Origin of the sequence: Dendronalium phyllosphericum CENA369, from assembly GCF_016056275.1 — a bacterium.
GTDB lineage: Bacteria > Cyanobacteriota > Cyanobacteriia > Cyanobacteriales > Nostocaceae > Dendronalium > Dendronalium phyllosphericum.
Window position 1 is genome coordinate 22,516 of sequence record NZ_JAECZA010000019.1, and the last position, 25,686, is coordinate 48,201.

Here is a 25,686-nt window from a genome sequence, read left to right on the forward strand (position 1 = left end):
GAAGCTTCTAGACTTCATGACAGCGATCGCACAAACCCTGAACTGTAACTTCATAAGTTTCGCCACGCAATCCCGGACGCAGGCTCTTAAACTCTACACACTGAAAAGTATCCCAGGCAATATCTTCAATCGCACCGCATTGGCGACAGCAGAAATGATGATGGCGTTCAACATGGGCATCATAGCGAGAAACCCCTTCCTCTAAGAGAACCTCGCGCACTAAACCCGCTTCTCGTAAAGCTTGCAAAGAACTATAAATTGTTGCCTGTGATGAAACTGGAAAATCTTTGTTAAGGTCGGTGAGAATTTGCTCAACTGTAGGGTGATCGGCACGAGATAACAAATTTGCATAGACTGCAAACCGCTGAGGAGTCACCCTCAAACCTTTAGACTTTAAAGTTTGAACAATTGCGTTTGCTTGTTGCTGCATACTTGCTTGCTGTAATCTTTTAATATTTCACGCGGCTTTATTTCTTTTATTTATTATAAGTATTCCTATAAATTAATCTATCTCAAGTTTTATCTTTTAAGCAATATGAGTATTTATAACTATTGAATATTTCTTAAATCAGAATTATTCTGGTTTACAGCTGCTCCAATGTTATTAATCGCCTACAAATGCACTTATTAGGAGGTTTATTATGCCTGTGATTGAAAGAGTTCCCAACGTTGTATTCAAAACCCGCGTCCGTGACGAGTCTATTCCTGGCCCCAATCCCTACCGTTGGCAAGACCTTACCACTAAAGAAATTTTTGGCGGTAAGCGGGTAGTTGTGTTTTCACTGCCTGGGGCTTTTACTCCTACTTGTTCCACCTCGCACTTACCTCGTTATGAAGAACTCTATCCCGAATTCAAAGCTTTGGGAATTGATGAAGTAATTTGTATATCTGTAAATGATGCCTTTGTCATGTTCCAATGGGGTAAACAGCAAGGAGCTAAAAATGTTTTCTTGCTTCCTGATGGTAATGGTGAGTTTACCCGCAAAATGGGAATGCTAGTTGACAAATCTAACCTGGGGTTTGGAATGCGTTCTTGGCGTTACTCAATGGTGGTTGATGACGGCAAAATCGAAAAGTTTTTCATTGAGCCAGGTCATGAGGATATTTGCCTGATCGATCCGTTTGAAGTCTCAGATGCAGACACCATGCTAGCTTACCTCAAAGAAGCCAAGACTGCGATCGCCGCGTAATCATCACTTCATAATTCACACATCCACATGTAGGAGTGGACAGCTAACTGGACGCTCCTACTAAAAATTTGAACCCTGGGGGAGACATGAAACTCGATTTCGACCTATTTGTAATTGGTGCAGGCTCCGGTGGTATTGCCACTGCTAGACGAGCCGCAGAATATGGTGCAAAAGTAGGAATTGCTGAGTTTGACCGCCTAGGTGGAACCTGCGTCAATCGTGGTTGTGTTCCCAAAAAGTTAATGGTCTACTCCTCTCATTTTCCTAACTTATTTGAGGACGCGCAAGGATACGGCTGGAGTCCGGTCAAAAGTTCGCTCGATTGGGAAAAGATGATTGCGGTAGTCAACAATGAAGTGACTCGCTTGAATGGAATTTACCAAAAGATGCTGGATAACTCCAAAGTCGAGCTATTGGAGGGATACGCTAAGTTTGTTGATGCCCACACACTTGTAATTGGCGATCGCCAAGTAACCGCAGACAAGATTTTGATTGCCGTTGGCGGACATCCCGTTCGACCAAACATTTTAGGAATAGAACATGCGATTACCTCCGATGATATTTTTCACCTCAAAGAACAGCCCAAACGGATGGTGATTTTGGGTGGAGGTTATATCGGTACAGAATTTGCTTGTATCCTCAACGGTATGGGAACCGAAGTCACCCAGGTAATTCGTGGTGAGAAAATTTTGCGCGGTTTCGATGAGGATATCCGAGATGAAGTCGAGCAGGGAATGATTAATCACGGGGTGCGGATTCTCAACAAAATCCAACTGATTGCGATCGACAAAACCGCCGAAGGAGCGAAGGTCATACTTAGTCAAGATGATAAAGCTAAAGAAGAGACAGTAGTGACTGATGCTGTAAGTTTAGCTGCGGTTGGTCGCAAACCAAATACCCACAACTTAGGTTTAGAAAATACCAAAGTTAAACACCGTGATGGTGCTATTGTCGTTGATAAATACAGCCGCACAACCGAAGAGAATATTTATGCAGTGGGAGATTGTACCAACAAAATTAACTTAACTCCAGTTGCAATTAATGAAGGTCGGGCATTTGCAGACACCGTATTTGGTAACAAATCTCGCACCATGAGTTATGAAAATGTGCCGTCAGCAGTTTTCTCGACACCAGAAGCTGCAACAGTGGGTATGACCGAGGCAGAAGCTAGAGAAAAGTATGGCGATGATGTGAAAATCTATCGGAGTCGTTTCCGTCCGATGTACTACACCTTAGCTGGCAAAGACGAAAAAACTTTGATGAAGTTAGTTGTCAACCAAAAAACTGATAAGGTGCTGGGGGCACACATGGTTGGAGACAATTCCGCAGAGATTATTCAGGGAGTAGCGATCGCCGTGAAGATGGGCGCTACCAAAGCTAATTTTGATGCCACCGTGGGAATCCATCCGACTTCTGCCGAAGAATTCGTCACCATGCGATGATTGCGATCGGCAAAGAATGTGACAAATAGCCCATTTGTAGAGACGCGATTCATCGCGTCTCGATACATTGGCAATGCAACCCGATACATTAACAATGCAACCCGATACATTAACAATGCAACCCAATGCATTAACAGTGCAACCCCATGCATTAACAATGCAACCCGATACATTAACAGTGCAACCCAATACATTAACAATGTAACCCAATACATTAACAATGCAACCCGATGCATTTCAAACAACTGGGAACCGCTATATTCTGACTTCTGAATTCTTTCTTATTAAAATGATTAGCACTAAAAACGCAAAACATTGCTTAATCTCGATAGTAAAATAGTTTAACAAAATCTTTAAATACACACAATAACAGTCAAAACTAAGCTTTTTGGCTGTATTTTTTTGCTGTCAAGACTAATACCAAATTTAAGTAAAATCTTCGTTCCACAACAATCAAAGCATCCATGAAATTTTTTGTAAGAAAAATAGCATTTTGCTATTGAATTTCATAGTAATTATTGGCAAAGGAATCAAATTACAACATTAAAACCTTAGGGAAAAGGTTTTAACAGTTAATGCTGTCAAAAAATAATTTATTTAATTGAGGAGAAAAACTTATGCCCATTAATGACACTAGTAGCAAATTACTTTCTCATAACGGGCTAAATACCACTTTTATCTCCTCTGCAGACACTTTTCATGTCCGAGATGACTATAGCTTGAGCGCTAGCAGTAGCTATTACCCAAGAACTAACAGTGACGCTACTACTAAAGCTAAAAGCGCCGGAAATTATAACTCTACAAATGGTTATGGTTTGGTAAATGCAGGGTCAGCAGTTAGTAAAGCTGCTGGAAAAAATACTTTTGCTGATGTTCCTAACTTAGGTGGGAATAATTGGGGAGCAGACCTAGTTAATGCCCCGGAATCTTGGGCAAATGGATATACAGGAAAAGGTGTTGTTGTTGCTGTCATCGATACTGGAGTTGATTCTAATCACGAGGATTTAAAAGATAATATCTGGACAAATACCAAGGAAATTCCTGGTAACGGGATAGACGATGATGGCAATGGCTACGTTGATGATGTCCAAGGCTGGAACTTCGCAGATAACAATAACAACACCCTAGACGACAACGGTCATGGTACTCACGTTTCTGGTACTATTGCCGGAGAGAATAATGGCTACGGGGTAACAGGCATTGCCTATGATGCCAAAATTATGCCTGTCAAAGTTTTGGATGAATCTGGTTCCGGTTCTTATAGTGCGATCGCTAAAGGCATTCATTATGCTGTAGACAATGGAGCAAATGTAATTAACCTTAGCTTGGGTGGCTATTATTCTAACAATACTCTCAAGTCGGCGATCGAATATGCCAGCAGTAAAGGAGTAATTGTTGTGATGGCAGCTGGAAATGACGGCGAATCATCACCAGAATATCCCGCTCGCTATGCCAACAAGTCGGGAATTGCCGTTGGGGCTGTGGATAGAAACAATAACCTAGCTGACTTCTCCAACCGAGCCGGAACAAATCCAATCGCCTACGTCACAGCCCCAGGAGTCGATATCTACTCTTCAGTTCCAGGTAATCAGTATGCAACTTATAGCGGCACATCTATGGCAACTCCCCACGTTGCGGGTGTAGTTGCCTTAATGCTAAGTGCTAACCCCAACTTAACTGATGCTCAAGTGCGTCAAATCATCACAGAAACGGCAGGAAACAATACACAACAGACATCTACCTCTGACGTTGGCTCATTCAACATCAGCTCTGTCGGGCATCAAGCAATTGCAGAGATACCAGTAAGTTCTACATCAGCTAAAAATTTCTTCAATGTCCAATCTTTAAACGAGAGCAATACTACAACTTCTAGCTTTCAAGATGTCTCCACACTGACAAACACAAGTACATTGGTGAATACAAAAAGCTGGTCGCAATTTCAATACTACGACAGTACTTTAAGCAGTAACAATAATACAGGAAATGATGATGACAAAAATGATGACAATCAGAACAGTACTGATATTGACAAAATGTTAAATCAGTTCACTCAAATCCAAAATCGGCTAGAGCAGTATCAAAAATTGTTCGGACGCATTTAACGAAGGCAGGAGGCAGGAGGCCGTTTTTGTAACGAGGATTTATACCCCGTTCCAAAAACTTTTCGCCTTTTAAGGCGAGGTTTTAGACTCGATTGTTTCGATAATTCACCTCAACTTCTGCATCATTAGGGTGGGAGCAATTCGTCATCTAAGAGCAAAAGATTGTAAGGGCGAACGTAACAGCGCCCCTACTTCATTTACCTGAAAAACTCTGTAAATGCGCTTGAGCTTACCTGACAGAAAAAGCTTCGCTAAATCGACGAGTTACAGGCTCGATTATGAATGTCAAAATTGACTTCTTACGAGTGATAATTTCGCCATTAGCAGCCATGCCCGGAGTAAATGGAACCTCCTGACCGCGCACATTTATTGAATGTTTGCTCAGGCGAATTCTGGTAGGGAAAACTAAACCTAATTCTTTATCTACAATTGCATTCGGGCTAACTTGTACCACTTCACCTTCAACAGTGCCAAATTCTTGGAAGGGGAAAGTCGCCATTTTTACCTTTGCCCTCATACCTTGACGAATAAAGCCGATATCGCGGTTGAGGACTTTCACCTCTAGCAACATTTCTTCGCCTTCTGGCAAAATTGATAGCAGTTCTTCACCTGCTTGCACCGGGCCTCTAGTTGCTTTAACTTTGTAAATTGTGCCTGCAACTGGAGCTTTAATCGTTTCTACTGCTTCCTGCTTTCTCGCCTGCTCTAGTTGACCGGTAACATTAGTCAGTTCTTCTTTGCGCTTATTAATTTGAGTCAAAATTTCACTTTGACGCTCGGATGCTATGCGCTGCGCTTGACTAAAAGCAGCTTGATAAGCTTGTTGGGCTTGACGAATTTCTTGAACTTGAGCAGCAGTATCTTTTGCGAGGGATTCTACTCTGTCTTGAGCTTCTGTAACTTTATTTTGGGCATTGACTATTTCATCTTGTGCCCTGGTGACTTCTGTGGTGGCACGATTTAATCTTTCTTGGGCATCGAGGTAATCGACTCTCGGTGCAGCACCAGAAGTTACTAGAGTGCGTAAACTTTTTTCTCTACTTTGAGCGATCGCTAGACCGCTTTCAACTTTGTCTAGGATACTTTGTGCATTAACTAAATTATTTTTAGCGTTGACAAAGCTAGTTTGGGCATTACCCTGGTTTTCTTGTAACCGCGTCAAGCGGACTTTTGCTTGATCGATGAGTGCTTTTTGGCGATTTGCTTCTGCTTCCGCCGCAGCTTGACGCGCTTGGTAGTCTTTTAACCGCGAACTTAAAAGTTCATCTTGCAATTGTGTACCAGCGGTTTTAGCCCCTGTGCGTTCTGCATCCAAACGCTGCAAGTCTTCTTGAATCAACTTGCTACTTTTGCCGAGGCGGCTAACATCCGTTTGTTGCAAGTCAGGATCGCGTTGAATTAGAATTTGGTCTTTATTAACGCGATCGCCTTCTTTGACTTTCACCGCTAAAATTGACCCATTACCCAAAGATGTTACTGGTCGCACTTGAGTAGAAGCAATTAATTCCCCAGGTGCGATCGCAACTTCATCTATTTGTGAGAAATTTGCCCAAGCGATCGTTCCAAATACCACTAAACTGATCGTTCCCGCTAACAATCTGGTGTACAGCGGCGGCAATTCCTGTACAGCTTTACCCAATTCGTAAGATAGTTGGTCTTCTGGTCTAGAGAATCGCTCTTTTGTCTGACGTGCTTGAGTAGCGTTTGCAACTAAGGAATTTCTCATAAAATTTTAGATTAGTTAGGTATTGGATATTGGGGATTAGGTATTGGGGATTAGGGATTGCGGATAAGAGAATCGGTATTGGAAAAGTTCTTTCCTAGTCCCTAATCCCTAGTCCCCAGTCCCTAATTCAAACTGCTAAATAGCGTCGTAAAAAACTTTCCAAGGTTTCCAATTTGAAGTTAAAAATTCTTTCTAAGTTAGCTGTCTCCTCTTTTGTGCAGAAAAACTCATTAGATAACAATGTACGATAGGTTCCCAAAGCTTTTTGTGTTTTGGGATTAAATAAACCAAGGGCGCTGCGTAAGCCATCAACAACAAATAGTGGTGAGTTAATTACTATTGGTTCTTTGCTAAAGACGCGACTAAAAATCCGGGGAATATCCTCACGCAATAAAATCTCCGGGCCTCCAACTGATAATATTTGGTTACGAGCGCCTTCTACTGTCACTGAATCCACCACTATCCTTGCTAAGTCATCTGTACTCACAATTGAGGTACGGTTTTTGGGATCGCCCACGAGTAGATACAATCCCGTTTCACGAAACCGTTCTGCCAAAGGCAGTAAGTTAGATGCTAATCCAGCTGGGCGTAAAATTGTGTAATTCAAGCCACTAGCTTGTAGATATTGCTCTACCGCTCGTTTGGCTTTGAAAACGGGTGCATCTTCATACCCTCGGTCAGCTCCTAAGACGGAAATAAATACGAAATGTTGTACTCCGTTAGCTTTTGCTTGTTCAATAAGTTCAATGTTGGCGCGGTAGTCTAAGGATAGAGCATCGCCATCAGAACCGTGAGCGCTGATAATATATTGAACGCCTTGACAAGCTTTCTCGATATCTTTTTCTGAACGTAAATCACCAATGAAGATATCTGCCCCTCTGTGTTCTAACTCGCTGTAAGACGAGGTGAGGCGGACAAAAGTCCGCACTGACTTTTCCTGTTGGCGTAGGAGTCGCACAACTCGGCGACCAATTCCTCCTGTGGCTCCAGTTACCAGAAACATAATAATTAGGGATTAGGGATTAGGGATTAGGGATAGGGATTGGGGATTAGGGATTAGGTATTGGGTATTAGAATATTGGGAAATTTCGTTCTCACTTCCCAGTTCCCAGTCCCTAGTCCCCAGTCGCCAATCCCCAGTATCTAATCTAAAATTTTCAATCTCAAATTTCAAATTCGACAATTACGGGCGTGTGATCGCTGGGTTGAGTCAATTTTCTGGGTGTGACATCTATAATGCAACTTTTAGCACGCTCGTACAGCACTGGCGTGAGATAGTGATGATCGATTCGCCAACCGAGGTTGCGCCGGAAGGCGGCAGCGCGATAGTCCCACCAACTGTAATATCCGCCTTCAGTGGTGAATTTCCGAAAAGCATCGGCAAATCCTAGTTCTAGAATATCTCTTAAGGCTTGCCGCTCTGGTTTAGATGCCATAATGTGATTTTCTGGATTCACTTTTTCGTGAATATCTTTGTCTTCTAAGGCGATGTTGAAGTCGCCGCAGACACAGATGGCAGTTTGTGACAATAAAAGCGATCGTAAATACTCTTGCAGTACTGTCAACCAACGCAGCTTAAATTCGTATTTTTCGCTTCCGACTGCCGCCCCATTTGGTACATAAAGATTCACAATCCGAATATTATCAATTACGCCTGTAATTACCCGTTTTTGCTCGTTCCATTCTGGATCGAGATTTGGCAAAATTGCTGTGAAACCAGTAGTAACATCTACCAACGGTTGGCGACTGATTAAGGCTACACCGTTATAAGCCTTTTGTCCCGATAAATAAACGTGATAACCCAGCTTTTCAAAAGGCGATCGCGGAAAATCAGTATCTACAACTTTTGTTTCTTGCAAACAAAGTACATCAACGGCATTTTGACTTAACCAATCAATAACCTGTTCTAGACGAGTGCGAATCGAATTAACATTCCAAGTAGCAATTTTCATTAGTTAATTGTTAGTAGTCCAAATAAATAAGCTATTTAAAATTTTTAAATTTTAGAATTATTTAAGATTGTTCGTTCGATGCTTTTTTACCGTCTTTTTTCCTAATTTAACGTTCTCAATAATTGATCCCAGCTAGATTTTTAGTAGTTTTAGCTACAAAATTTTTAATTTGTCAGTTATGCTACAAAACATTTTACAGGTTTATGATCCCCAAGGTAGATGAAACCAATGAAACGTAGGCTATATTTTAAAAGTGTAGTTGCTATGCGACTATTGCGAAACGTCTAAAATTTTATTGCTAGTGGTTAGCACTACGGTAAACCGATATTGCACTCTTAGGAGTCATTTAGGTTAATTTAAATGTCAAAAGAGTGAGTACAAATGCTTTGTCCTCTTAAGATAATATTCAATCTTAAATTTGAGGATAATTCTATTGGCTGAACCAAAACAATTGTATGAAAATCGCTCAAGTTGCCCCCTTATGGGAACGAGTTCCACCTCTTAGTTATGGAGGAATTGAACTGGTAGTGAGTCGCTTGACCGATGAACTAGTTCGTCGCGGTCATGAGGTAACTTTATTTGCCTCTGGCGATTCTCAAACCTTGGCTCATTTAGAAGCAGTTTATCCGCGTGCATTGCGCTTAGACGAAAACGTTCGAGAGTATGCAGCGTATGAAACACTAGAACTCAGCCAAGTTTACCAACAAGCTGCGGAATTCGATATTATCCATTCTCATGTAGGGATTGCGGCATTACCTTTGGCGAGTTTGGTATCAACTCCGACAGTACATACTCTGCACGGCAATTTTACAAAAGATAACCGTTACGTATTTAGCCACCATCAAAAACAATCATACGTCAGCATTAGTAACGCCCAGCGGCAAATTAATTTAAACTACGTTGGCACAGTTTATAACGGAATTGAGCTAGCAGATTATCCATTTGAGCTTCAACCAAAAGAACCGCCATACTTAGCATTTTTAGGACGCTTTTCCCCAGAAAAGGGGCCACAACATGCGATCGCCATTGCTAAACAGACTGGCTGGCGCTTGAAAATGGCAGGAAAAGTTGATACAGCAGACTCGAAGTTTTTTCAACAAGAGATTGCCCCCCACATTGATGGTCAGCAAATTGAATATTTAGGCGAAATCAACAATGCCAAAAAAGCTGAACTTCTGGGCAATGCTGCAATAACTCTCTTTCCTATTAACTGGCAAGAACCTTTTGGTTTGGTGATGATTGAATCAATGGCAACTGGTACGCCAGTAATAGCCATGAATTTCGGTTCTGTGCCAGAAGTGATTGTTCGTGGCGAAACAGGTTTTGTCTGTCAAAGCTATGAAGAAATGGCGGCAATGATTCCTGCTGCTTTGAAACTCAATCGGCAAACCTGTCGAGAATATGTACAAAACAAATTTAGCCTTAACCAAATGGTTAGCAATTATGAAGCGGTTTACGAGCAAATTCTCAAAAATCGCATTAATTTAAACGGTTACATTCATACCGCTCAAATCCGGCTTTAATTAACAAATTTTTTTCTGTCTTAAACAATAATCTTTTTCAGGGAGGAAATCAGTATGAGTATGAGAGCCAACAATTGCCCGTGTTGCGGTGGTTCCCTCCTGCGTCATGTTCGTCATGGTGAACTGTATTGGTTTTGTCTGTCTTGCAGACAAGAAGTACCACTTTTAACTGTCAATCGCTTACCTAATGTGGAAACCCGAAATACAGGAGTTCTTCCCCAGTCAACGGTGAATAGCTAAATTGTCCCTAAACTGATGAAGGCGTAAGCAGTTTTGGCTCTAAACTCAAAACTAAGAGATTTCCAAATCATTGGAACTGATGAGTGTGAATAATTAACAACTTGAAGCAGTTGTTTTTATTTCTTAGAGTTCCTCAGTTTAGTTTTTATTATTTGCAGCTCTACCTGATAGAATCAGGTGGAGCTAATTAATTTAGGTCGAAAGCTGTGTTAGCAGCATTGCTTTATGGTCGAGAAGATTTACGCCTAGAATATGTAGCCGATCCTACTCCCGTAACTGGCGAAGTAGTTATTCAAGTGGGGGCAGCTACAACTTGTGGTACAGATTTGAAAGTCTGGCGGCGTGGTGGTCATGCGAAGATGCTGAAACCGCCAACGCTATTTGGTCATGAGGCAGCAGGACAAATTGTAGCTTTAGGTGCAGGCGTTACAGGTTGGCAAATAGGCGATCGCGTCGTCGCAAATAATTCAGCCCCATGCTACCATTGCTTTTTTTGTCAGCGCCAAGAATATTCACTGTGTCCAAATCTGACATGGAATAACGGCACTTTTGCCGAATACCTGAAAATTCCCGCAGCAATAGTACAGCATAATTTGTTGCGAATTCCCGATGAATTGCCCTTTGAATTGGCAGCGATGACGGAACCTTTAGCTTGTGTGTTGCATGGGGTAGCGCGTTCCAACGTTAAACCCAAAGATAAAGTAGTCGTGTTAGGAGATGGGGCGATTGGGCTGATGTTTGTGGCTACTTTGGTAAATACTGCTGAAGTATTGCTGTGGGGAGGTAGCGATCGCAGACTAGAAATTGCCAAGAAACTCGGTGCATCCCAGACCTTTAATTATCATCAAGTCTCAGATATTCCCGGTACAGTAAAAGAACTTACCCAAGGTTGGGGTGCAGATGTCGTAATTGAAGCAACTGGTGTGCCTAGCGTTTGGGAAACTGCGATCGCAACTGCCCGTCCTGGTGCTACCGTCAATTTATTTGGTGGCTGTCCGAGAGATACGGCTATTACAGTCAACACAGAACAGCTACATTACAGCGAACTTACCCTCAAAGGTGTGTTTCACAATACACCGGAGTATGTGCGGGCTGCACTTGCACTCATAGCTAGTCGTAAAATACCTTTTGAATTACTCATCACCGAACAGCGACCTTTGAAAGATTTGGAACAGGTATTTTGTGATATGAAAGCGCGGAAAGTAATTAAGGTAGCGCTGATTCCTTAATTCCTATGTTTTATCAATTAACCGAATATTTATACAGTGATTTTGCTTCTTCATTATGCATTGTTGCATCAAAACCAAAGTTTAGAATTATATAGGTATCGCCAATTTGGATAGCCTCATTCGCGTATGTTTGAGCAGCTTCACCATGCTGCTTAATTAGTTTTTCCAATTCTTCAGGAGACATATCTACAACTTAGAACGATACGAAACACTAACAGAAATAAGCCTGTTTTGCTTTCTTCAACTTTGTTAAAAGCTGATTAATAAAAGTTTCACCATCAATTCTCTCTCCCTTTTCTAGTGATGCTATCCCTTCATCAATCTTGGTGCGAGTTTCTTCAAGCCATCCTTGATAACTACGAGTCTCTTCTTCTAAAAGACGCAATGCAGTTTGAATTACTTCATCAACGCTGTTAAATTTACCTGTTGCTAGTAAAATTTGAATGATTTGTTCTTGCTCTGGACTTAATGTAATACTCATAACTATTCTATTTCTTCACTTTTTCTATAAAGGGCTTAAATTGAGTGTACCAACAATGAAATAATCTTCCTGTAAAACGGGAAAACTATGATTACCCCCTGCTAATTGGGGAATTTTCATCTAAGTCCCGTATAGGAAAATGCTAAAAAAATCTCTGGTTAATCGTTTGATTTTGCCTTTTTCTTTAATTCCTTGGCTGTGCGTAGGAATGATTTTTGATTCTAAAGCTAATGCTTTACCAGGACAAAGTACAGAAGAAGTCGGTACTTGGATGAAAGCCCATCCCACGCTACGCCCTGGAAATGGAGAACAATTGTATGTGCAAAAGAGCGATACAGCTGCACAACGATTCACTTTTCAAGCTTCGGTGTTGCCTCCTGGAAAAGTGGAATTTACCAAAAACCGGAGTACAATTCGCTACGAGCGCCTTGCTATGTACGATGCTATTAACGGGATGTCATTTCAACGGCTGCAAGAATCCTTACGGATAATTTATGGATTGGATATTTATCAAGACTTTAATCGCGCTCAGGTCGTGTATGAGTACCCTAACCAAAGTGCGATCGACTCAGCTCGTCTTGCCAAAACTCCAATTAGGGAAGCTTTAAAGGGTGAATTACGAGTAGGCGATCGCTATGCCTATTGGGTAGAAATTGCCCAACCCCGTGGAGGTAAAGCCTTCACCGGACAAATGACAGTTTTTCTGAAAACTGATGTAGATAAATTGGAAACTGAACTGCGAACTCGTTAACAGGATGAAGGTTAAAGCTGAATTTTTAAACATTTTATACTTCAGCTTTACTAGTGTCCTCCTAAACCTCCAATTTGTGGAGTTTGCCACACACCAGAAAAGATACATTCTGTGGCTAGGGAAATTCTCAGCAAATCTTCCTTGAGTAGGGGCGGCCAATCAATCCCAACTTTACGCCCCGCTACAAATATCTGTGGAGCTTTAACGCCTAACTGGTAAAGGGCAAAAGCTAGTTCTCTATCTAGATTTGAGGCATCTTTAAGAGCTTCAAACACTACTTTTAGTGCTAACAAAATCGAAGTAATCTGACCTGGCACTGGTGGCTTTCCCTGTTTCATCCGCATCAACAAGGCATCTGGGTTTTCTTCGTTTGTTGTTGTCTGTGATACTAGGAGTTTGCGAGCTGTTTCGTAATTCATTTATCCAGAATAGCGTAAGTTTTAGCACATTATTAATACTTGTTTGTACCTATCTTTAGCTATCTGCAAGAAAGGAAAAATACCTCTCCTACTGCTAACTCCCAAAATGCGATGTCTAGTAACAAATCGCCACGCGTCTACGCATCCTGTAAGGCTAGTGTAAATATACCCTCATAGTTTCAATTCTGCTTCAATTTGCCGAACTACTGTTAGCGCTGAATAACTCACCCCAGCCGTACCTTCGCCTGGATGAGTGGAGTCCCCAACTAACCATAAATGGTTAATAGGTGTGCGATTGGCAAAACCAAAAGGGCCAAAGGTGGGTATTCTTTGACCGATGCCACCAACTATACCGCGATCGCGGGCTGTGAAACGAGCAAAGGTGCGGGGTGTGGCAGCTTCTTGATAAACAATCGTTTCTGGTTTGAGATAAAAGTATTGGGCAAGACGAGCGATCGCTTCTTCGGTATACTTTTGTTTTAGTCCTTCATAATCTTGAGTCCGCCACCACTGTGTCGGGTCTACAAATGAAGAAGCGATAATTGTAGCTTTTCCATCTGGGGCGCGACCATCTCCAGGATGGCTGACAGAGACGAACAAGGAATTATTCTCGCCAATTGGGCCGTTAGCATTGTACATAAATTGCAGATGGGGAGGACATTCAGGCGGTATGGCACTAGCATCTACGCCCAAATAGACGACGAACGCCCCTGATGCTGGAGGCAGTTTTTCGACTCTGTGTTTATAACCAGATGGAACCTTGTCGCCCAATAGTTGCACTAAATTTTGCACGGTGACATTAGCAACTACACGGTCGGCGGCTTCTGTCCAGACTTCGCCAGTTTTTTGGTTTCTGATGACAACAGCAGTAGCTTTGCCATTTTCTACTTGGATATGTTCTACGGTATGGCGCATCAACAACTTACCACCATCTCTTTCTAAGGCTTGGACAAGGCGATCGCTTAGTACTTGCATACTACCTTGGAGGTGAAACAATCCTTGGGGTAATTGGGATACACTCAAGGCTGTTGCAGCATAAAGTAATGCTGTTTCTTCAGCATTCACCTGGGAATACAACTTCAATTGCAAATCCAAAAAGGTTCTTAGGCGTTGGTCATTTCCCAGTCCGTATAACCGTAAAGCATCCCCTACTGTAAATAAAGTGAAGGGTGCAGTAATCAATGTACTGGGACGCACTGCTTGAACTAGCTGCCATAAATCCCAGAAATTACGTGGCGGTAATACAGGGTCGCGTCCTTGAAATTCCCAACTGGCATTAAACAAAGTTGCCATCAATTGCCAGAAGGGTTCGCTACCAGGAAACTGTTTTTGTCGTTCCTCTTGCCATTTCTGTTGGTCGCGCCAGACATTAATAGGTGTCTTCTCACCAGGAAGATATACTGCACAAGCAGGGTCGCAAGGCGTTGCTTCTGGTAAATCTATTTCCAGTTCGGAAAATATCCGGTGATGAATTCCCTCAGGCTCTAACCCTGCTACTTGGGTCGCTCCCACATCAAAGGTAAATCCTTGGCGTTTGAAGGTAGAAGCACAGCCTCCCGGTACAATGGCTTGGTCTAGAACTAAGACGCTGTAATCTTTGCGAGCTAATAATGCCCCAGCAGTCAGTCCGCCTATTCCTGCACCAATGACAATGACGCGGGGTTGACTTTTGTCAATAAAGACGTTAGACATTGATATTTATATTTACAAATTTTAATATTACTATTCATAATTTTATCGGGTAATGGCTGTGAAAAGCTAGTTTGCAGGCGGTGTCCCTACTGAATTGACATGAATTGAGTTCTGAAGGCAAAGGTTGAGGTTTTGAAGTCGAAATTTCGAGTTCAGAGGCTCAACAATGCTGTTCTGAAGATGAAACTTCGAGTTCAAAAGGGGAAGTTTCGAGCTTTTTGCTTGAATGTTGTCGTTCTCAGGTCGAAACTTCGTGTTCTGAAGTGCAACTTTTGAGTTCTGAGGTTAAAAGTTGAGGCTTTGATGGTGAATGATGGTGTTCGGAAGGCGATCGCTCATTACCAGAAAGTTATTAAGCTATTTTTTCTTCTTTAGTTTTGGTTTCAGATGATCTGGCAAATTCTCTGACTGAATTGCATTACAACCCCATTTATAAGCATTATCAAGAGACTTTCCTGCTCCAAGGGCATCATAAAATCCTGTAGCAAAATTAATTGCGGCAGTATCTTCAATTGCATCACTCATCCCAATTACATAGTCAATATATTTTATAATTGCCTCTGCTTGCACTTCAGAATAGCAAGCATTCAGGAGAACACATTCGACGTGTTCAGCACACAATTCAAATGTATTGGCTAGAGCTTCTGTACTGAGTATTTTTGATTGTCCGTTTTCATCTTCTAGCACTAATCCTTCATTTCCAGATCCATGACCGCAGAAATGGACGATTTGTGGTTCATGATCTAATAAAGCTCGACGCACATCAATAGCTCGAACAGCCCATTTTTGTTTTAATCTGAATTGACCGTGTTTCTGAGAGCGATGTAAAGCCTCATCAATTTCTCGTACCTCCTCACTCAAACGTAACGGAGTTAAATTTTTAGGATTTGCTGCCAAAATTAGTATTGTTTTCAGGGAAGATGGCTCTTCTTTCCTAGTCACAATCTGGAGAATTTGCTCCGGTTGCAGTGGTTGCCAATTTTTGCGTCGCATAACCTCTTTGGTCTTGTGCAAAGTTCTTGTCAGCCATGTTAGTTCAGGAAACTGCTCAGAAATACGCTCAATCTCGGTACACGCCTGAGATGTCCCAGTTTCTCTAAGTTGTGTTAGAACGTTGTCTCTAAAACCAGTAATGCTTTCTCTAACTCCTACTAAGTGAGCAAGAACTTCATTGCTATGATCGGGATCTTCTGCATAAGGATATTCTTGTACTAGCCAGATGTATAGATCAGCTAACTGCTTTTCTGTGATGGGCAAATAGACACCATGCGAGTAGCGGTTAGCAATTGCTTCAAATACTTCCCGCCCAAAATTTTTATCTTGCTGAATAGCTGACCAAACTATCTCCCAACTAATAGGTTCTGCACATCCTACTAATTCCTTAGCTGCAAACACTGCTTTCTGATATGCTTCTTCTTCTAAAGGTAAGGGAATAGAAACAAGGCATTGAGCAAAATTTCTAGCCTCATTTGATTCATGCTTTAAAAGTTCCTCAAGTAACTGGCTCAAGCATTTAGGCTTAATTGCTGCATCTTTCGCTTTATCCAAAACAGCAGCTTTAAAACGTTCATCCCAGCATTTATCAAATTGATAAAGAATAAATATATAATCATGCTCTTCATTCTCTTGATCAATAATTGATATCAGTGTATTTAAGGTTTCAGTCGGAGCATTGATATATGCAAGTTTTACTAGTTCAGTATAGTGTTCTGCTCTTTGGGGGTTGTCAGGAAAACCAACTATAACTGATGCCCATCTTTGCCATACTTCAGATGATAGAGTTTCTAAAAATTCTGGAGTTTCTTTCACCAGTAACTGTAAAGCCCTACAGCCTGCTAATGCTGGGCGATCAAAAGTATTTGTTCCAATCCAGTCATAAGCAACTTGCTTGTATTCTTTAATATATTTTTTAGCACCTTTAATAATTCTGGCACGAGTTTTTACATCGGCTTCTTCCCATCCTGGAAGTTTAGTTAAATCTGATTCAAACTCATGTACATATAATCGTGTATTTGAGTTGAGGGCCATTTCCCTATTAAGTTGCCACCAAGCTGATAGATTATCTAAATCAAGTTGATTCAAAAGTAAAATTATTCGCTCTTTAGGTGGTGGACTGATAGGAGGATTTTGTCTGGCTTCTGCTCTTTCCTGTATCCTTTGATATTCAGCCTTCAGCATCTCAGCCTGCTCTGAATTTAAATCAAACGTTGTAAAAAAAGATGCAAATTCGTCACGTAAGATATTACTAGTGTATGTAGTTGTAAGAATAGCATCTATCTGCTTTACATCTTTGCGGTTAAATGCCCACTGAATTAGCCTTGACCAAATTAGCTCTTCTTGAAAGTCAATATTTCTTAGTTTCCCAAGCATCCATATAACATCTTCACTTTGAAGAATATTTTCCGTTAATTCACTTAATAAAAAATAGATATCTTCTCTTGATGCTAAAACTTGCATAACTGCCTGATTAATAAACTTGCGTCGTTTATTAACCTCATTAATGAGAGAGAAGTTAAAGTATTTTTTAATTTCGCTATCTTCGGTTATTATCTCCTGATGTTCTCTCCATTGTATTAGAGATACTTTAACAAAATATTCTGCTATACCAGGTAAATTAAAATGTTCCCAAGCTTTTAGGAGTATTGTATCTCCGAGTCTTTCAAATGGGTATCCAAAGCATCTAAGACCTTGCTTTTCCAGCCATTTTAGAGCAGCTAGCAAATCAGTTGACTGGAGTTTTTCCGCAAGTTCATAATCAAGAAATACTCGGTAAGATCCTGTATAGTTTCTCTTCTTAGGTCGAGTTAGGACATTAAACAATTCTTCTGCTGTCAGGTGTTCTGACCAAATTGCTCTCAAAGCATACCCTTTAAGCTGGTCATTTTCATCTTCTGGTAATTGATCAATAGCCAACGGTTTTAACTGCAATCTTGCACTGGCATTACCAACTGTACAAACTGCTTTTGCTGCCCTAACTCTGAGGTGAATTGATTGGGATGAATCAAGTGCTAGATTAACTAACTCTTCCTGAAGTTCATCTACTTCACAATATTCAGCAATCTTTATTGCGACATTTCGTGCATAAAATGGCTTGCTAGAATCCTGAATATATGGACGCAATTGCACAGCTAGCCCAGAATGTTTAAGTTTATTGTATCTGAAATAGTTATCTCTATTTGAATCAAATAACTTTCCCTGCTCGTAATTTTTCAGTAAGTTATCAACTATGGCTGCTCGAATATCTGTATCTGTAGGTATGTCACTTTGTAACAGCACATCAGGATCAGTCTTCAGAATTTCGTGAAGTACATCAGTCCTCATGCTAGCTAGCCATGCTGCTGTTTCATGAAAGTGTGGGATTAACTTACGTTCAGGATCTTCAGATGAAACAAACAGTTTCATTATCCTGTTCAAAGGTATTTTATGATGATATAAATACCATGCTGCGAGAAATTCAGTATAGGTCTGATGAGCAAAACTGAATCGATGCGGGCCACACAAAGAAAATAACTCTGTAATAGATAAAATTTATTTTTTTATGCAGTTTTCATCAAAGAAAAACTCTTGTTGATCAATATTTTCTCTACCTAGACACACATCTCGAATAGCAATATCGGTTTGAGGCATATCCCCATATTCTGGATTAATCCAGATGGCAGATTTAGCAGACTTATCAGACTTATCTGAAAATAGAAGTAATGCAGCAATTCGACTTGCTATAATTAATCTTTTTTTGGCACATAAACTGCCAATATTGTCTGAATCACGGCGATCTGGGTTAACCTCTTCACACATTTGTAAACAACCTTCTTCGTACAAATCTTTCTGAGAAGAAGGAAACCGCCCGTTCTGATAAATTCCTAAAAGAAATTTTAACGTTATTGGCTTGGTAGCAAGAGGAATAGCATTTTTGCTGAAAACTTCCTGTAAAAAATTGTCAGAGTTTATGCCACGTTTATTCGCTTCTTCAATTACATTTTCTCGAAGTAGGGGAGCTAGCTGATATACCCCAACATTAGCTTCTCCCCACTTTTCTTTTAGCTTTTTTTCTAAGCCATCCTTCCAATCAGCCGTCCTGCAAGTAATCCGAAAATACAAGCGATCGCAAGGTAGCTTTTCTATTTCACGCTTGAGAATGATAACAAGTTTTTTTATGGAAAGTAATCCTTCATCGAGGCTATCCAAAAAAAGATATAGTTTATGTTTTCCTCTGCACCAAGCTTGAAACGTTTCGTTGCGGAAGATTGCATCACACAGATCCTTGTCTGAGTCATAATTAATAAGTTTGAACCACAAACATACATCTTCTGAACCACTAAGTTTCTGACTTATTTGAGAATATGCTTGTTCGGCTGCTGTAGTCTTACCCATACCAGCTTCACCTAGCAGCACCAAACAGGGCTTTTCAGATATGCCATCAAAGGCTACTAAGTCAGGATTATATATATGTCCCCATTTTTCTTCTGGATTGCATAAATAACCGCCGCAAGCGTATTTGAGATTAACTGATGTAGGATACCAGAACCGCTTAAATTTATAATCTTGACTTGGCATTTTTACTGGCAAAAGGCTGAGAAAATTTTTACTATATTAACTTCACTTAATTTTAAGTGTTTACGTTTTATTAATGAGCTTTTTTATATAAAATACTGCCGCGATCGCCTTCTTAACTTCACTTTTCAACCTTTAATCTCAAAACTCTGAGCTTTTTACTCAAAATTTCAACTTCAGAACTCAAAATGTCGAGCTTTTTACTCCAAAAATCAAGCTCAGAACATGGAACGCCGAGCAATTTACTCCAACATTCGAGTTCTGAGCTTCAAGGTTACACTTCTGAGGTGCAACTGTCGAGTTATTTTCTACAATGCTGCTGCTTGAGGCTTGACTTTGCGAGATTTCCGGGCGAATCTTTGCCCCATTTCATCTACTACTGCATCTAATCCTCCGGTTTGTCCGCTGGCTTTTGCATAGTTATATACTTGCAACGCGGCTGCATAAGCTTCACTACCCACCGCCAAAGAAGTATCATCGACCAATTCTTGCAACTGGGTCAACGCCAGCAATAATGGATACAATGCTTCAAATAATTGCACATCCTTTCGCATTTCTTCCAAGTCAAAAGAACGTGGTAAAAACTCTGGGTTCTGTGTCGCCACCTCTAACGCTTTGCTGACAAAGGCACGGCTCTTATCTCCCATCTTGGGTAACGCTTTACGCTCTTCGTTACTCAAATCAATTAAAAATGGTAGCTTTTCTTTAATGGTGGTAATAGCTTGTAACAAAGCATCTCTGTCTTTTTGGGCGAAAGTTGCACTAATCGGGCTTCTAGACATAGGAATTATTCTCCCGTATGTATCTTTCATCTAGAGTTCCCAAATATACAATGAAAACCACAACATCACTTGTTCGGATAGCAAAGTGCTGAGTGTTGAGTGCTGAGTGCTGAGTGTTGAGTGCTGAGTGCTGAGTGCTGAGTGCTGAGTGCTGAGTGTTGAGTGCTGAGTAGAAATCCAGTTTTTCAAGGCTTGAGCAATCAACACTGTCCTAACCTATATGACTACGGCTATATCATGATTAGCGATCGCAGTGTTTCTTTTAAGTCGTGGATAAGATAAAGAAGTAAATTAGCTCTTCACTCACGACCAATGACTTCAACTCTGCTGCAATTCCCTCGTCTTAATGCGCCAAAGCTGCACCAGTTACCCAATGGTTTAACAATCGTTGCGGAACAAATGCCAATTGAAGCTGTTAATCTCAGCCTTTGGATTAAAATAGGTTCGGCTGTAGAATCTGATGCCATTAACGGCATGGCTCACTTTTTAGAGCATATGATTTTTAAAGGCACTGAGCAACTGGCTAGCGGCGAGTTTGAGCGGCGAATTGAAGAGCGAGGTGCTGTCACCAATGCTGCTACAAGCCAAGACTATACTCATTACTATATAACCACTGCTCCCAAAGACTTTGCAGAGCTAGCACCGCTACAAATTGATGTAGTATTTAACGCTAGTATTCCTGACGATGCCTTTGAACGCGAACGATTAGTAGTCCTAGAAGAAATCAGACGTTCAGACGATAATCCCCGTCGGCGCACGTTTCGCCGAGCAATGGAAACCGCATTTAACGAGTTACCCTATCGCCGTCCGGTATTGGGGCCAGAAGCAGTGATAGCCCAACTCAAACCCCAGCAGATGCGAGATTTTCATGCTAGTTGGTATCAACCCCAATCAATTACGGCTGTAGCTGTAGGCAATTTACCAGAAGAAGAATTAATTGCAATTATTGCCGAGAAATTTACTCAAACTATTAACACACAGCACTCAGCACTCAAAATTCAGCACTCAGCACTCAAACCCGAACCTGCATTTACAGAAATTGTCCGTGGGGAATTTGTTGATGAAAGCCTCCAGCAGGCGAGGATAATAATGGTTTGGCGGGTTCCTGGATTAAAACAGTTAGAGCTAACTTATGGGCTGGATGTTTTGGCAGGAATTTTAGGACACGGGCGGACATCAAGACTGGTGCAGGATTTGCGAGAAGAACGAGGGTTGGTATCTTCAATATCTGTGAGCAATATGAGCAATCTGCTGCAAGGGACGTTTTATATTTCGGCTAAGTGTGCAGTAGAAAATATACCAGCTGTAGAAGATGCGATCGCTCAACATATGGCTAGGTTACAAATAGAGTTAATCTCTGAAAAAGAAATTGAGCGCGTGCGGCGGCGAGTAGCGAATAGATTTATTTTTGGTAACGAAACACCAAGCGATCGCGCTGGGTTATATGGTTACTATCAATCTCTAGTAGGAGATTTAGAACCAGCCTTTAATTACCCAGCTTACATTCAAGCCCAAAATGCAACTAACTTGATGCAAGCAGCAAATCAGTATCTTGACCCAGATGCTTATGGTGTAGTTGTGATGAAGCCATTGTAAATTAGGGATTGGGGATTAGGTATTGGGTATTAGGTATTGAGAAAATTCTTCCCCATTTCCTAATCCCCACTCCTCAGTCCCCAGTCCCTACTCCCCTATTCAACAATGTGGACTGAAATTGATACCCATATTAGCCAGGTGACTGGCAAAAAATTTCAGAACGAACAGCAGCGATCGGTCGGTGGCGGATGCATCAACCAAGGTTATGCTGTCTCTAATGGCGAACTGACCTACTTTGTCAAACTCAACCAAGCATCTCAAGTTGCGATGTTTGAGGCGGAAGCGCTGGGCTTAAAGCAAATGGTGGAGACACACAGTATTCGCGTCCCAAAACCGATTTGCTGGGGTACAAGTGGTAATTCTAGTTACATCGTGTTGGAATGGCTGGATATGGGGGGAGGTAATAACCAATCTTGGACAGAGATGGGACGTAAGTTGGCGGCGATGCACAAAGCCACTAGCCAAAAAGGTTTCGGCTGGGACGTAAATAATACTATTGGTTCCACGCCGCAAATCAATACTTGGACAACAGACTGGGCAGAATTTTATGCCAAACATCGCCTAGGTTATCAATTTCAGTTAGCAAGGCGGCGAGGTGGTAACTTTCCTAAACAAGATGAGTTACTGCAAGTTATTCCTGATTTACTAACAGAACGCCAAATCCAACCATCCCTAGTGCATGGAGATTTATGGGGCGGTAATGCTGGCTGTACTGCGTCGGGAGAACCAGTGATTTTTGACCCTGCAACTTATTTTGGCGATCGCGAAGTTGATATCGCCATGACAGAATTATTTGGTGGGTTCCCAGCAGCTTTTTACAAAGGTTACAACGAAGTATTTCCTTTAGATGCAGGCTACGAACGCCGAAAAATTCTCTATAATCTCTACCACATTGTGAATCACTTCAATTTATTCGGTGGTGGTTATGGTTCTCAAGCCAATCGGATGATTGACCAGATTTTGCAAAATTAACTAGAATGCAAATTCTTAAAATAGGCTATTTACTTGTAACCGCAATCTTAGTTATTTTGTGTCTTTTTTTATACTAAAATTTCAAAAGCAGGAGTGCAAGACCTTACGCTCCTACAGATAAAAACCTGGAAACCCAGGTGAAATCTCAGTTTCTTAATTACGAATTACCCTTCGGGTGACGCTCGTACCTCGCTAACGGCAGTCCCCCAGACGCTCGAAGACTCGCTAACGCTGCGCTAACGACGGGAACCGCCAAGACGGGGGCTGCCTCACGAATTACAAATTACGAATTCGTATTCGCCTCCTCTTTCTTTATGAGTTTGTCTATTTCAGCTATGTTTGGTAAATAAAATAAGTAGCTAGCCTACATACTGGGCTGTTATCCCACACTTGACATAAAGCATTGTGAGTGCCAAACGTCTGCCAGAAACCATCGCCCATGTCAAAATTACCCGCCAATCCTGGCAACACGGCTTTCTTGAGGGCGAAGTCAGCGCGGGTGATTTTGAGTGGCATTTCCAATGGCATTTCCGCCGCGGAGAACTTTCTGTTAGGCCTTCCCAAGGTCGTGCCTTAATCAAAGAACCCCTCGGTCGCTTCTTGGAAAAACAAGATTACCAGCTAGAACCTGGAGGAGACTATGCTTTTACTATTCGAGCAGAACTTTAGTCAGTTGTCAGCGGTCAGTCGTCAATAGCAACTAACAACTGACTACTGACTACTGACATAAAACTTCTCATTAAGGGCTAATAGTAGTTAGGCGATTTAAATATCTTTCGATTAAGAGGATGGCGACAATGTCATCTATTGGTCGTGGCGGTTGCCGCATACCCTTTGGCAATAGTTTTGTTAGTCCTTTGGGAGGATACATTTGCCAGTAGCGATCGCGGGCTTCTAAGGTGGTGTAACGCTCATCCACCAAAATAATATTTAGGGCTTCTGTTAATTCCTCAGATAGTTGCTGTTTCCACCGCTTGGCTGTGGTTTGGTCGCCCATTACCAATAAGGAGATGGGAAATTTTTGCCGTAATGTGCCAATGGTAGCGATCGCTTCAGTAGCAGGTACAACTTCATGATAGTGTAGTTGCCGATCTAGCCCCATTACTGCTAGACCACATTTGTCTTTACCTGGATCGAAGCCCAAGATGACGGGTTGCGTTGGTGAGAATTCCCTGAAAGTCATAAGTAATTAAAAATTAAAAATTAAAAATTAAAAAATGCAATTAGCTGTTGAAATTTTACTAATTAAGGCTTATAAAGATTTTTGAATTGAGACTAATCTTTAATTTTTTAAGTACTAAAAATAACTTGTCCGTTGATTATTGCCACTAGCTTCACTCTCAATGGGCCAGCTGTATAAGTGTCCTCTGCTGCGATCGCTTTAATTTCTAATGGTTGATTGTATTGTCTCAATTGGGCAAGAAAGCGCAAAAAAGTGCCATCTATTTGGACATTTTCTACAATCCCGGCATTACGGGCACGAAATTGAGAAGCAGAAATCAGCAAATCCAGCCTTTGCCGCAGTTGATAAGATGTCATACTTCTGGGATCGGCAGTAGTCGAAGCTAGAATCTGGCCTCCTGAAAAGACTAGTTGATTTCGTGCCGCATCGGCAAAAAATTCAATCTGTTTTTCTCCCCTAACGTAATTGCCAGCGGAGAAAATTCGCACTACGTATTCTCGACCATCATTAATCTGTTTGATTAGTTGGTCAACTTTATCTTGGGTAACGCGCAGTATCTCCACATTTGCTGGGTTGATACCAGGTTCGGTTAATTCAATATTAGCGTTGCGGTTGGCTTCCTGTAAAAGTTGCATTACCGCCTGACGGGCAACGGCAGTTTGGTCAACTCGAACTACAGCAGCAGCTAGAACTTGACCGCGTACCAAAGCCAGCTTGCCCAAACGCAAGTCTTGGTATGACTGGTAATATTTTTCTAGTCTTGCTACTTCCTGTTCTAAAAAATCCTGTTGTTTTTCCAATTCTTTCAGACGAGATTCTCGTTTGGCAATCACTTGTTCTCTGGAGGTGATTTCTTGATTGCGCTTTTGAATCAGTCTATCTAATTGAGCAATTTTTTGGTCGCGCAGTTCAATCGCTAACTGGCGGTTGGCAAGTTCGCGATCGCGTTTTTCAATCGCTGCTTTGGCTGCTTCAATAGCTTTATTCGCTTCGGCATACAATCTTTCGCGTTCTGCCTTCAGTTGGGCGACTGCCGCCTGTAATGCCTTTCTCTGATTATCAACGTTTTGTAGTTCGGTTATTGCTTGTTGGTACTGATTTGCTACTTTGTCTAGCTGACTTTGAGTGCCTTGGAGTCTAGCTTGAGTTTGGGCTTGTTGGCTAATGGTGCGGTTCAGTTGGGCTTGTGTTTGCCGTTGTTTGGCGTTGACCGCTTGTAAAGATTGATTAGTTGCCTGTAAATCCTGCTGCGCCTGTGTTTGTTCTTTTCTGGCTTGGTTTAATTCATTCTCTACTTGGCTTTTTTGGGTTTCTGCGGTTTTGAGTTGTTCGCGCTTGTTCCTCAAATCTCTTTGAATATCCTCTAACTCAAAAACCCCCTTTCGCAATCCTTCGTCAGCAGTGAATAAAATCGCTAGGGTTGATGCCGAAATTAATCCACCAGTCAGGATAGTTACCAAAACAGCCGTATTTTTAGGACGGAGGTTGAATAATGAGAGACGCGCCTTGCCTACTCGCGTGCCGATGCGATCGCCAACCGTGGCAATCACGCCTCCCAGAATTAAAATTGCTGCGATGAGGATGTACCCGGTGGTCATCTTCAGCTACCGAAATGCTTCCAGATACAGCCTACTACTTTCAATCATTATCTGTGGAGGTGGGAAGGTTGGCAATAGCTGGAATTACTCAAGATTTTCGATTTTCTTCCAGCTATGGATGTCATCTTTAGAATCAAGAATTGGTGAACTCAGAATGCAATTGGTGGGAAATTCAAATCTAGCACTAATTTAGTAGAGTCTCAAACCCATTTATTCATACACCGATTGCAAACAATTTTACTGAATTCTGGCAACTA

24 protein-coding genes are annotated in these 25,686 nt (G+C 41.5%); 10 read left to right on the plus strand and 14 right to left on the minus strand.

Translation table 11 applies throughout. The features are described from left to right. Nucleotides 1-7: 7 nt before the first annotated feature. Nucleotides 8-430 (minus strand): Fur family transcriptional regulator, encoded by a 423-nt coding sequence (locus I8752_RS07295; RefSeq protein WP_214431647.1) that lies wholly within the window; start codon nt 428-430, stop codon nt 8-10. 211 nt (nt 431-641) lie between these two features. Here I8752_RS07295 and I8752_RS07300 point away from each other — a divergent pair, with 211 nt between their 5' ends. From I8752_RS07300 to I8752_RS07310, 3 genes are all read left to right on the plus strand, one after another. Then, complete coding sequence (locus I8752_RS07300) at nt 642-1,190, plus strand: peroxiredoxin (protein WP_214431648.1); 549 nt, start codon at nt 642-644, stop codon at nt 1,188-1,190. Between the two features lie 86 nt (nt 1,191-1,276). Further along, on the plus strand, nt 1,277-2,632 hold the full coding sequence (gor, locus tag I8752_RS07305) for a glutathione-disulfide reductase (RefSeq protein WP_214431649.1): 1,356 nt from the start codon (nt 1,277-1,279) through the stop codon (nt 2,630-2,632). 617 nt (nt 2,633-3,249) lie between these two features. Beyond that, the gene (locus I8752_RS07310) at nt 3,250-4,734 is read left to right on the plus strand and encodes a S8 family peptidase (protein ID WP_214431650.1); all 1,485 of its coding nucleotides are present in this window, start codon (nt 3,250-3,252) and stop codon (nt 4,732-4,734) included. 229 nt (nt 4,735-4,963) lie between these two features. Here I8752_RS07310 and I8752_RS07315 read toward each other — a convergent pair whose 3' ends face one another. The 3 genes from I8752_RS07315 to xth form a co-directional block, all read right to left on the minus strand. Next, a complete protein-coding gene (locus I8752_RS07315; protein WP_214431651.1) occupies nt 4,964-6,460 on the minus strand; it encodes an HlyD family efflux transporter periplasmic adaptor subunit in 1,497 nt (498 codons plus the stop codon). 127 nt (nt 6,461-6,587) lie between these two features. Then, on the minus strand, nt 6,588-7,463 hold the full coding sequence (locus I8752_RS07320; protein ID WP_214431652.1) for an SDR family oxidoreductase: 876 nt from the start codon (nt 7,461-7,463) through the stop codon (nt 6,588-6,590). A gap of 160 nt (nt 7,464-7,623) precedes the next feature. Then, nucleotides 7,624-8,412 carry an exodeoxyribonuclease III gene (gene xth, locus I8752_RS07325; protein WP_214431653.1) on the minus strand — a complete coding sequence of 263 codons (789 nt, stop codon included), beginning with the start codon at nt 8,410-8,412 and terminating at the stop codon, nt 7,624-7,626. Between the two features lie 455 nt (nt 8,413-8,867). On the opposite strand from xth, the gene I8752_RS07330 reads away from it, so the two are divergent. The 3 genes from I8752_RS07330 (at nt 8,868) to I8752_RS07340 (ending at nt 11,404) form a co-directional block, all read left to right on the plus strand. Further along, a complete protein-coding gene (locus tag I8752_RS07330) occupies nt 8,868-9,935 on the plus strand; it encodes a glycosyltransferase family 4 protein (RefSeq protein WP_214431654.1) in 1,068 nt (355 codons plus the stop codon). A 54-nt stretch (nt 9,936-9,989) separates the two neighbouring features. Continuing rightward, complete coding sequence (locus I8752_RS07335; protein ID WP_214431655.1) at nt 9,990-10,175, plus strand: hypothetical protein; 186 nt, start codon at nt 9,990-9,992, stop codon at nt 10,173-10,175. A 206-nt stretch (nt 10,176-10,381) separates the two neighbouring features. Further along, entirely contained in the window at nt 10,382-11,404 is a 1,023-nt protein-coding gene (locus I8752_RS07340; protein ID WP_214431656.1) for a zinc-dependent alcohol dehydrogenase, read from the plus strand. Nucleotides 11,405-11,417: 13 nt separating this feature from the next. Here the strand turns inward: I8752_RS07340 and I8752_RS07345 are convergent, their stop codons facing one another. Continuing rightward, nucleotides 11,418-11,588: a hypothetical protein gene (locus tag I8752_RS07345; RefSeq protein ID WP_214431657.1), complete on the minus strand. Its 171-nt coding sequence runs from the start codon at nt 11,586-11,588 to the stop codon at nt 11,418-11,420. A gap of 27 nt (nt 11,589-11,615) precedes the next feature. Further along, on the minus strand, nt 11,616-11,885 hold the full coding sequence (locus I8752_RS07350) for a type II toxin-antitoxin system ParD family antitoxin (protein ID WP_214431658.1): 270 nt from the start codon (nt 11,883-11,885) through the stop codon (nt 11,616-11,618). A 139-nt stretch (nt 11,886-12,024) separates the two neighbouring features. On the opposite strand from I8752_RS07350, the gene I8752_RS07355 reads away from it, so the two are divergent. Then, nucleotides 12,025-12,636, plus strand: a complete 612-nt coding sequence (locus I8752_RS07355; RefSeq protein ID WP_214431659.1) for a hypothetical protein — start codon at nt 12,025-12,027, stop codon at nt 12,634-12,636. A 50-nt stretch (nt 12,637-12,686) separates the two neighbouring features. On the opposite strand, the gene I8752_RS07360 is transcribed toward I8752_RS07355, so the two are convergent. The 6 genes from I8752_RS07360 to I8752_RS07385 form a co-directional block, all read right to left on the minus strand. Further along, a complete protein-coding gene (locus I8752_RS07360) occupies nt 12,687-13,055 on the minus strand; it encodes a Dethiobiotin synthetase (RefSeq protein ID WP_214431660.1) in 369 nt (122 codons plus the stop codon). Between the two features lie 171 nt (nt 13,056-13,226). Then, the gene (gene crtD / locus I8752_RS07365; protein WP_214431661.1) at nt 13,227-14,747 is read right to left on the minus strand and encodes a C-3',4' desaturase CrtD; all 1,521 of its coding nucleotides are present in this window, start codon (nt 14,745-14,747) and stop codon (nt 13,227-13,229) included. 357 nt (nt 14,748-15,104) lie between these two features. Then, a complete protein-coding gene (locus I8752_RS37210) occupies nt 15,105-18,149 on the minus strand; it encodes a CHAT domain-containing protein (protein WP_225895497.1) in 3,045 nt (1,014 codons plus the stop codon). A 126-nt stretch (nt 18,150-18,275) separates the two neighbouring features. After that, nucleotides 18,276-19,301, minus strand: coding sequence for an NACHT domain-containing protein (locus I8752_RS07375; RefSeq protein ID WP_214431662.1), 1,026 nt, complete (start codon nt 19,299-19,301; stop codon nt 18,276-18,278). A gap of 305 nt (nt 19,302-19,606) precedes the next feature. Beyond that, nucleotides 19,607-20,080, minus strand: a complete 474-nt coding sequence (locus I8752_RS07380; protein WP_214431663.1) for a hypothetical protein — start codon at nt 20,078-20,080, stop codon at nt 19,607-19,609. A gap of 30 nt (nt 20,081-20,110) precedes the next feature. Next, the gene (locus I8752_RS07385) at nt 20,111-20,287 is read right to left on the minus strand and encodes a hypothetical protein (RefSeq protein WP_214431664.1); all 177 of its coding nucleotides are present in this window, start codon (nt 20,285-20,287) and stop codon (nt 20,111-20,113) included. Between the two features lie 105 nt (nt 20,288-20,392). On the opposite strand from I8752_RS07385, the gene I8752_RS07390 reads away from it, so the two are divergent. The 3 genes from I8752_RS07390 (at nt 20,393) to I8752_RS07400 (ending at nt 23,317) form a co-directional block, all read left to right on the plus strand. After that, nucleotides 20,393-21,676, plus strand: coding sequence for a M16 family metallopeptidase (locus tag I8752_RS07390; RefSeq protein WP_214431665.1), 1,284 nt, complete (start codon nt 20,393-20,395; stop codon nt 21,674-21,676). A 105-nt stretch (nt 21,677-21,781) separates the two neighbouring features. Further along, a complete protein-coding gene (locus I8752_RS07395) occupies nt 21,782-22,648 on the plus strand; it encodes a fructosamine kinase family protein (RefSeq protein WP_214431666.1) in 867 nt (288 codons plus the stop codon). Nucleotides 22,649-23,053: 405 nt separating this feature from the next. Further along, entirely contained in the window at nt 23,054-23,317 is a 264-nt protein-coding gene (locus I8752_RS07400; protein WP_214431667.1) for a DUF3146 family protein, read from the plus strand. Nucleotides 23,318-23,387: 70 nt separating this feature from the next. Here I8752_RS07400 and I8752_RS07405 read toward each other — a convergent pair whose 3' ends face one another. Together I8752_RS07405 and I8752_RS07410 are read right to left on the minus strand one after the other, a co-directional pair. Continuing rightward, nucleotides 23,388-23,831 carry a pre-16S rRNA-processing nuclease YqgF gene (locus I8752_RS07405; RefSeq protein ID WP_214431668.1) on the minus strand — a complete coding sequence of 148 codons (444 nt, stop codon included), beginning with the start codon at nt 23,829-23,831 and terminating at the stop codon, nt 23,388-23,390. A gap of 107 nt (nt 23,832-23,938) precedes the next feature. After that, on the minus strand, nt 23,939-25,429 hold the full coding sequence (locus tag I8752_RS07410) for a DUF3084 domain-containing protein (RefSeq protein ID WP_214431669.1): 1,491 nt from the start codon (nt 25,427-25,429) through the stop codon (nt 23,939-23,941). Nucleotides 25,430-25,686 lie beyond the last annotated feature (257 nt).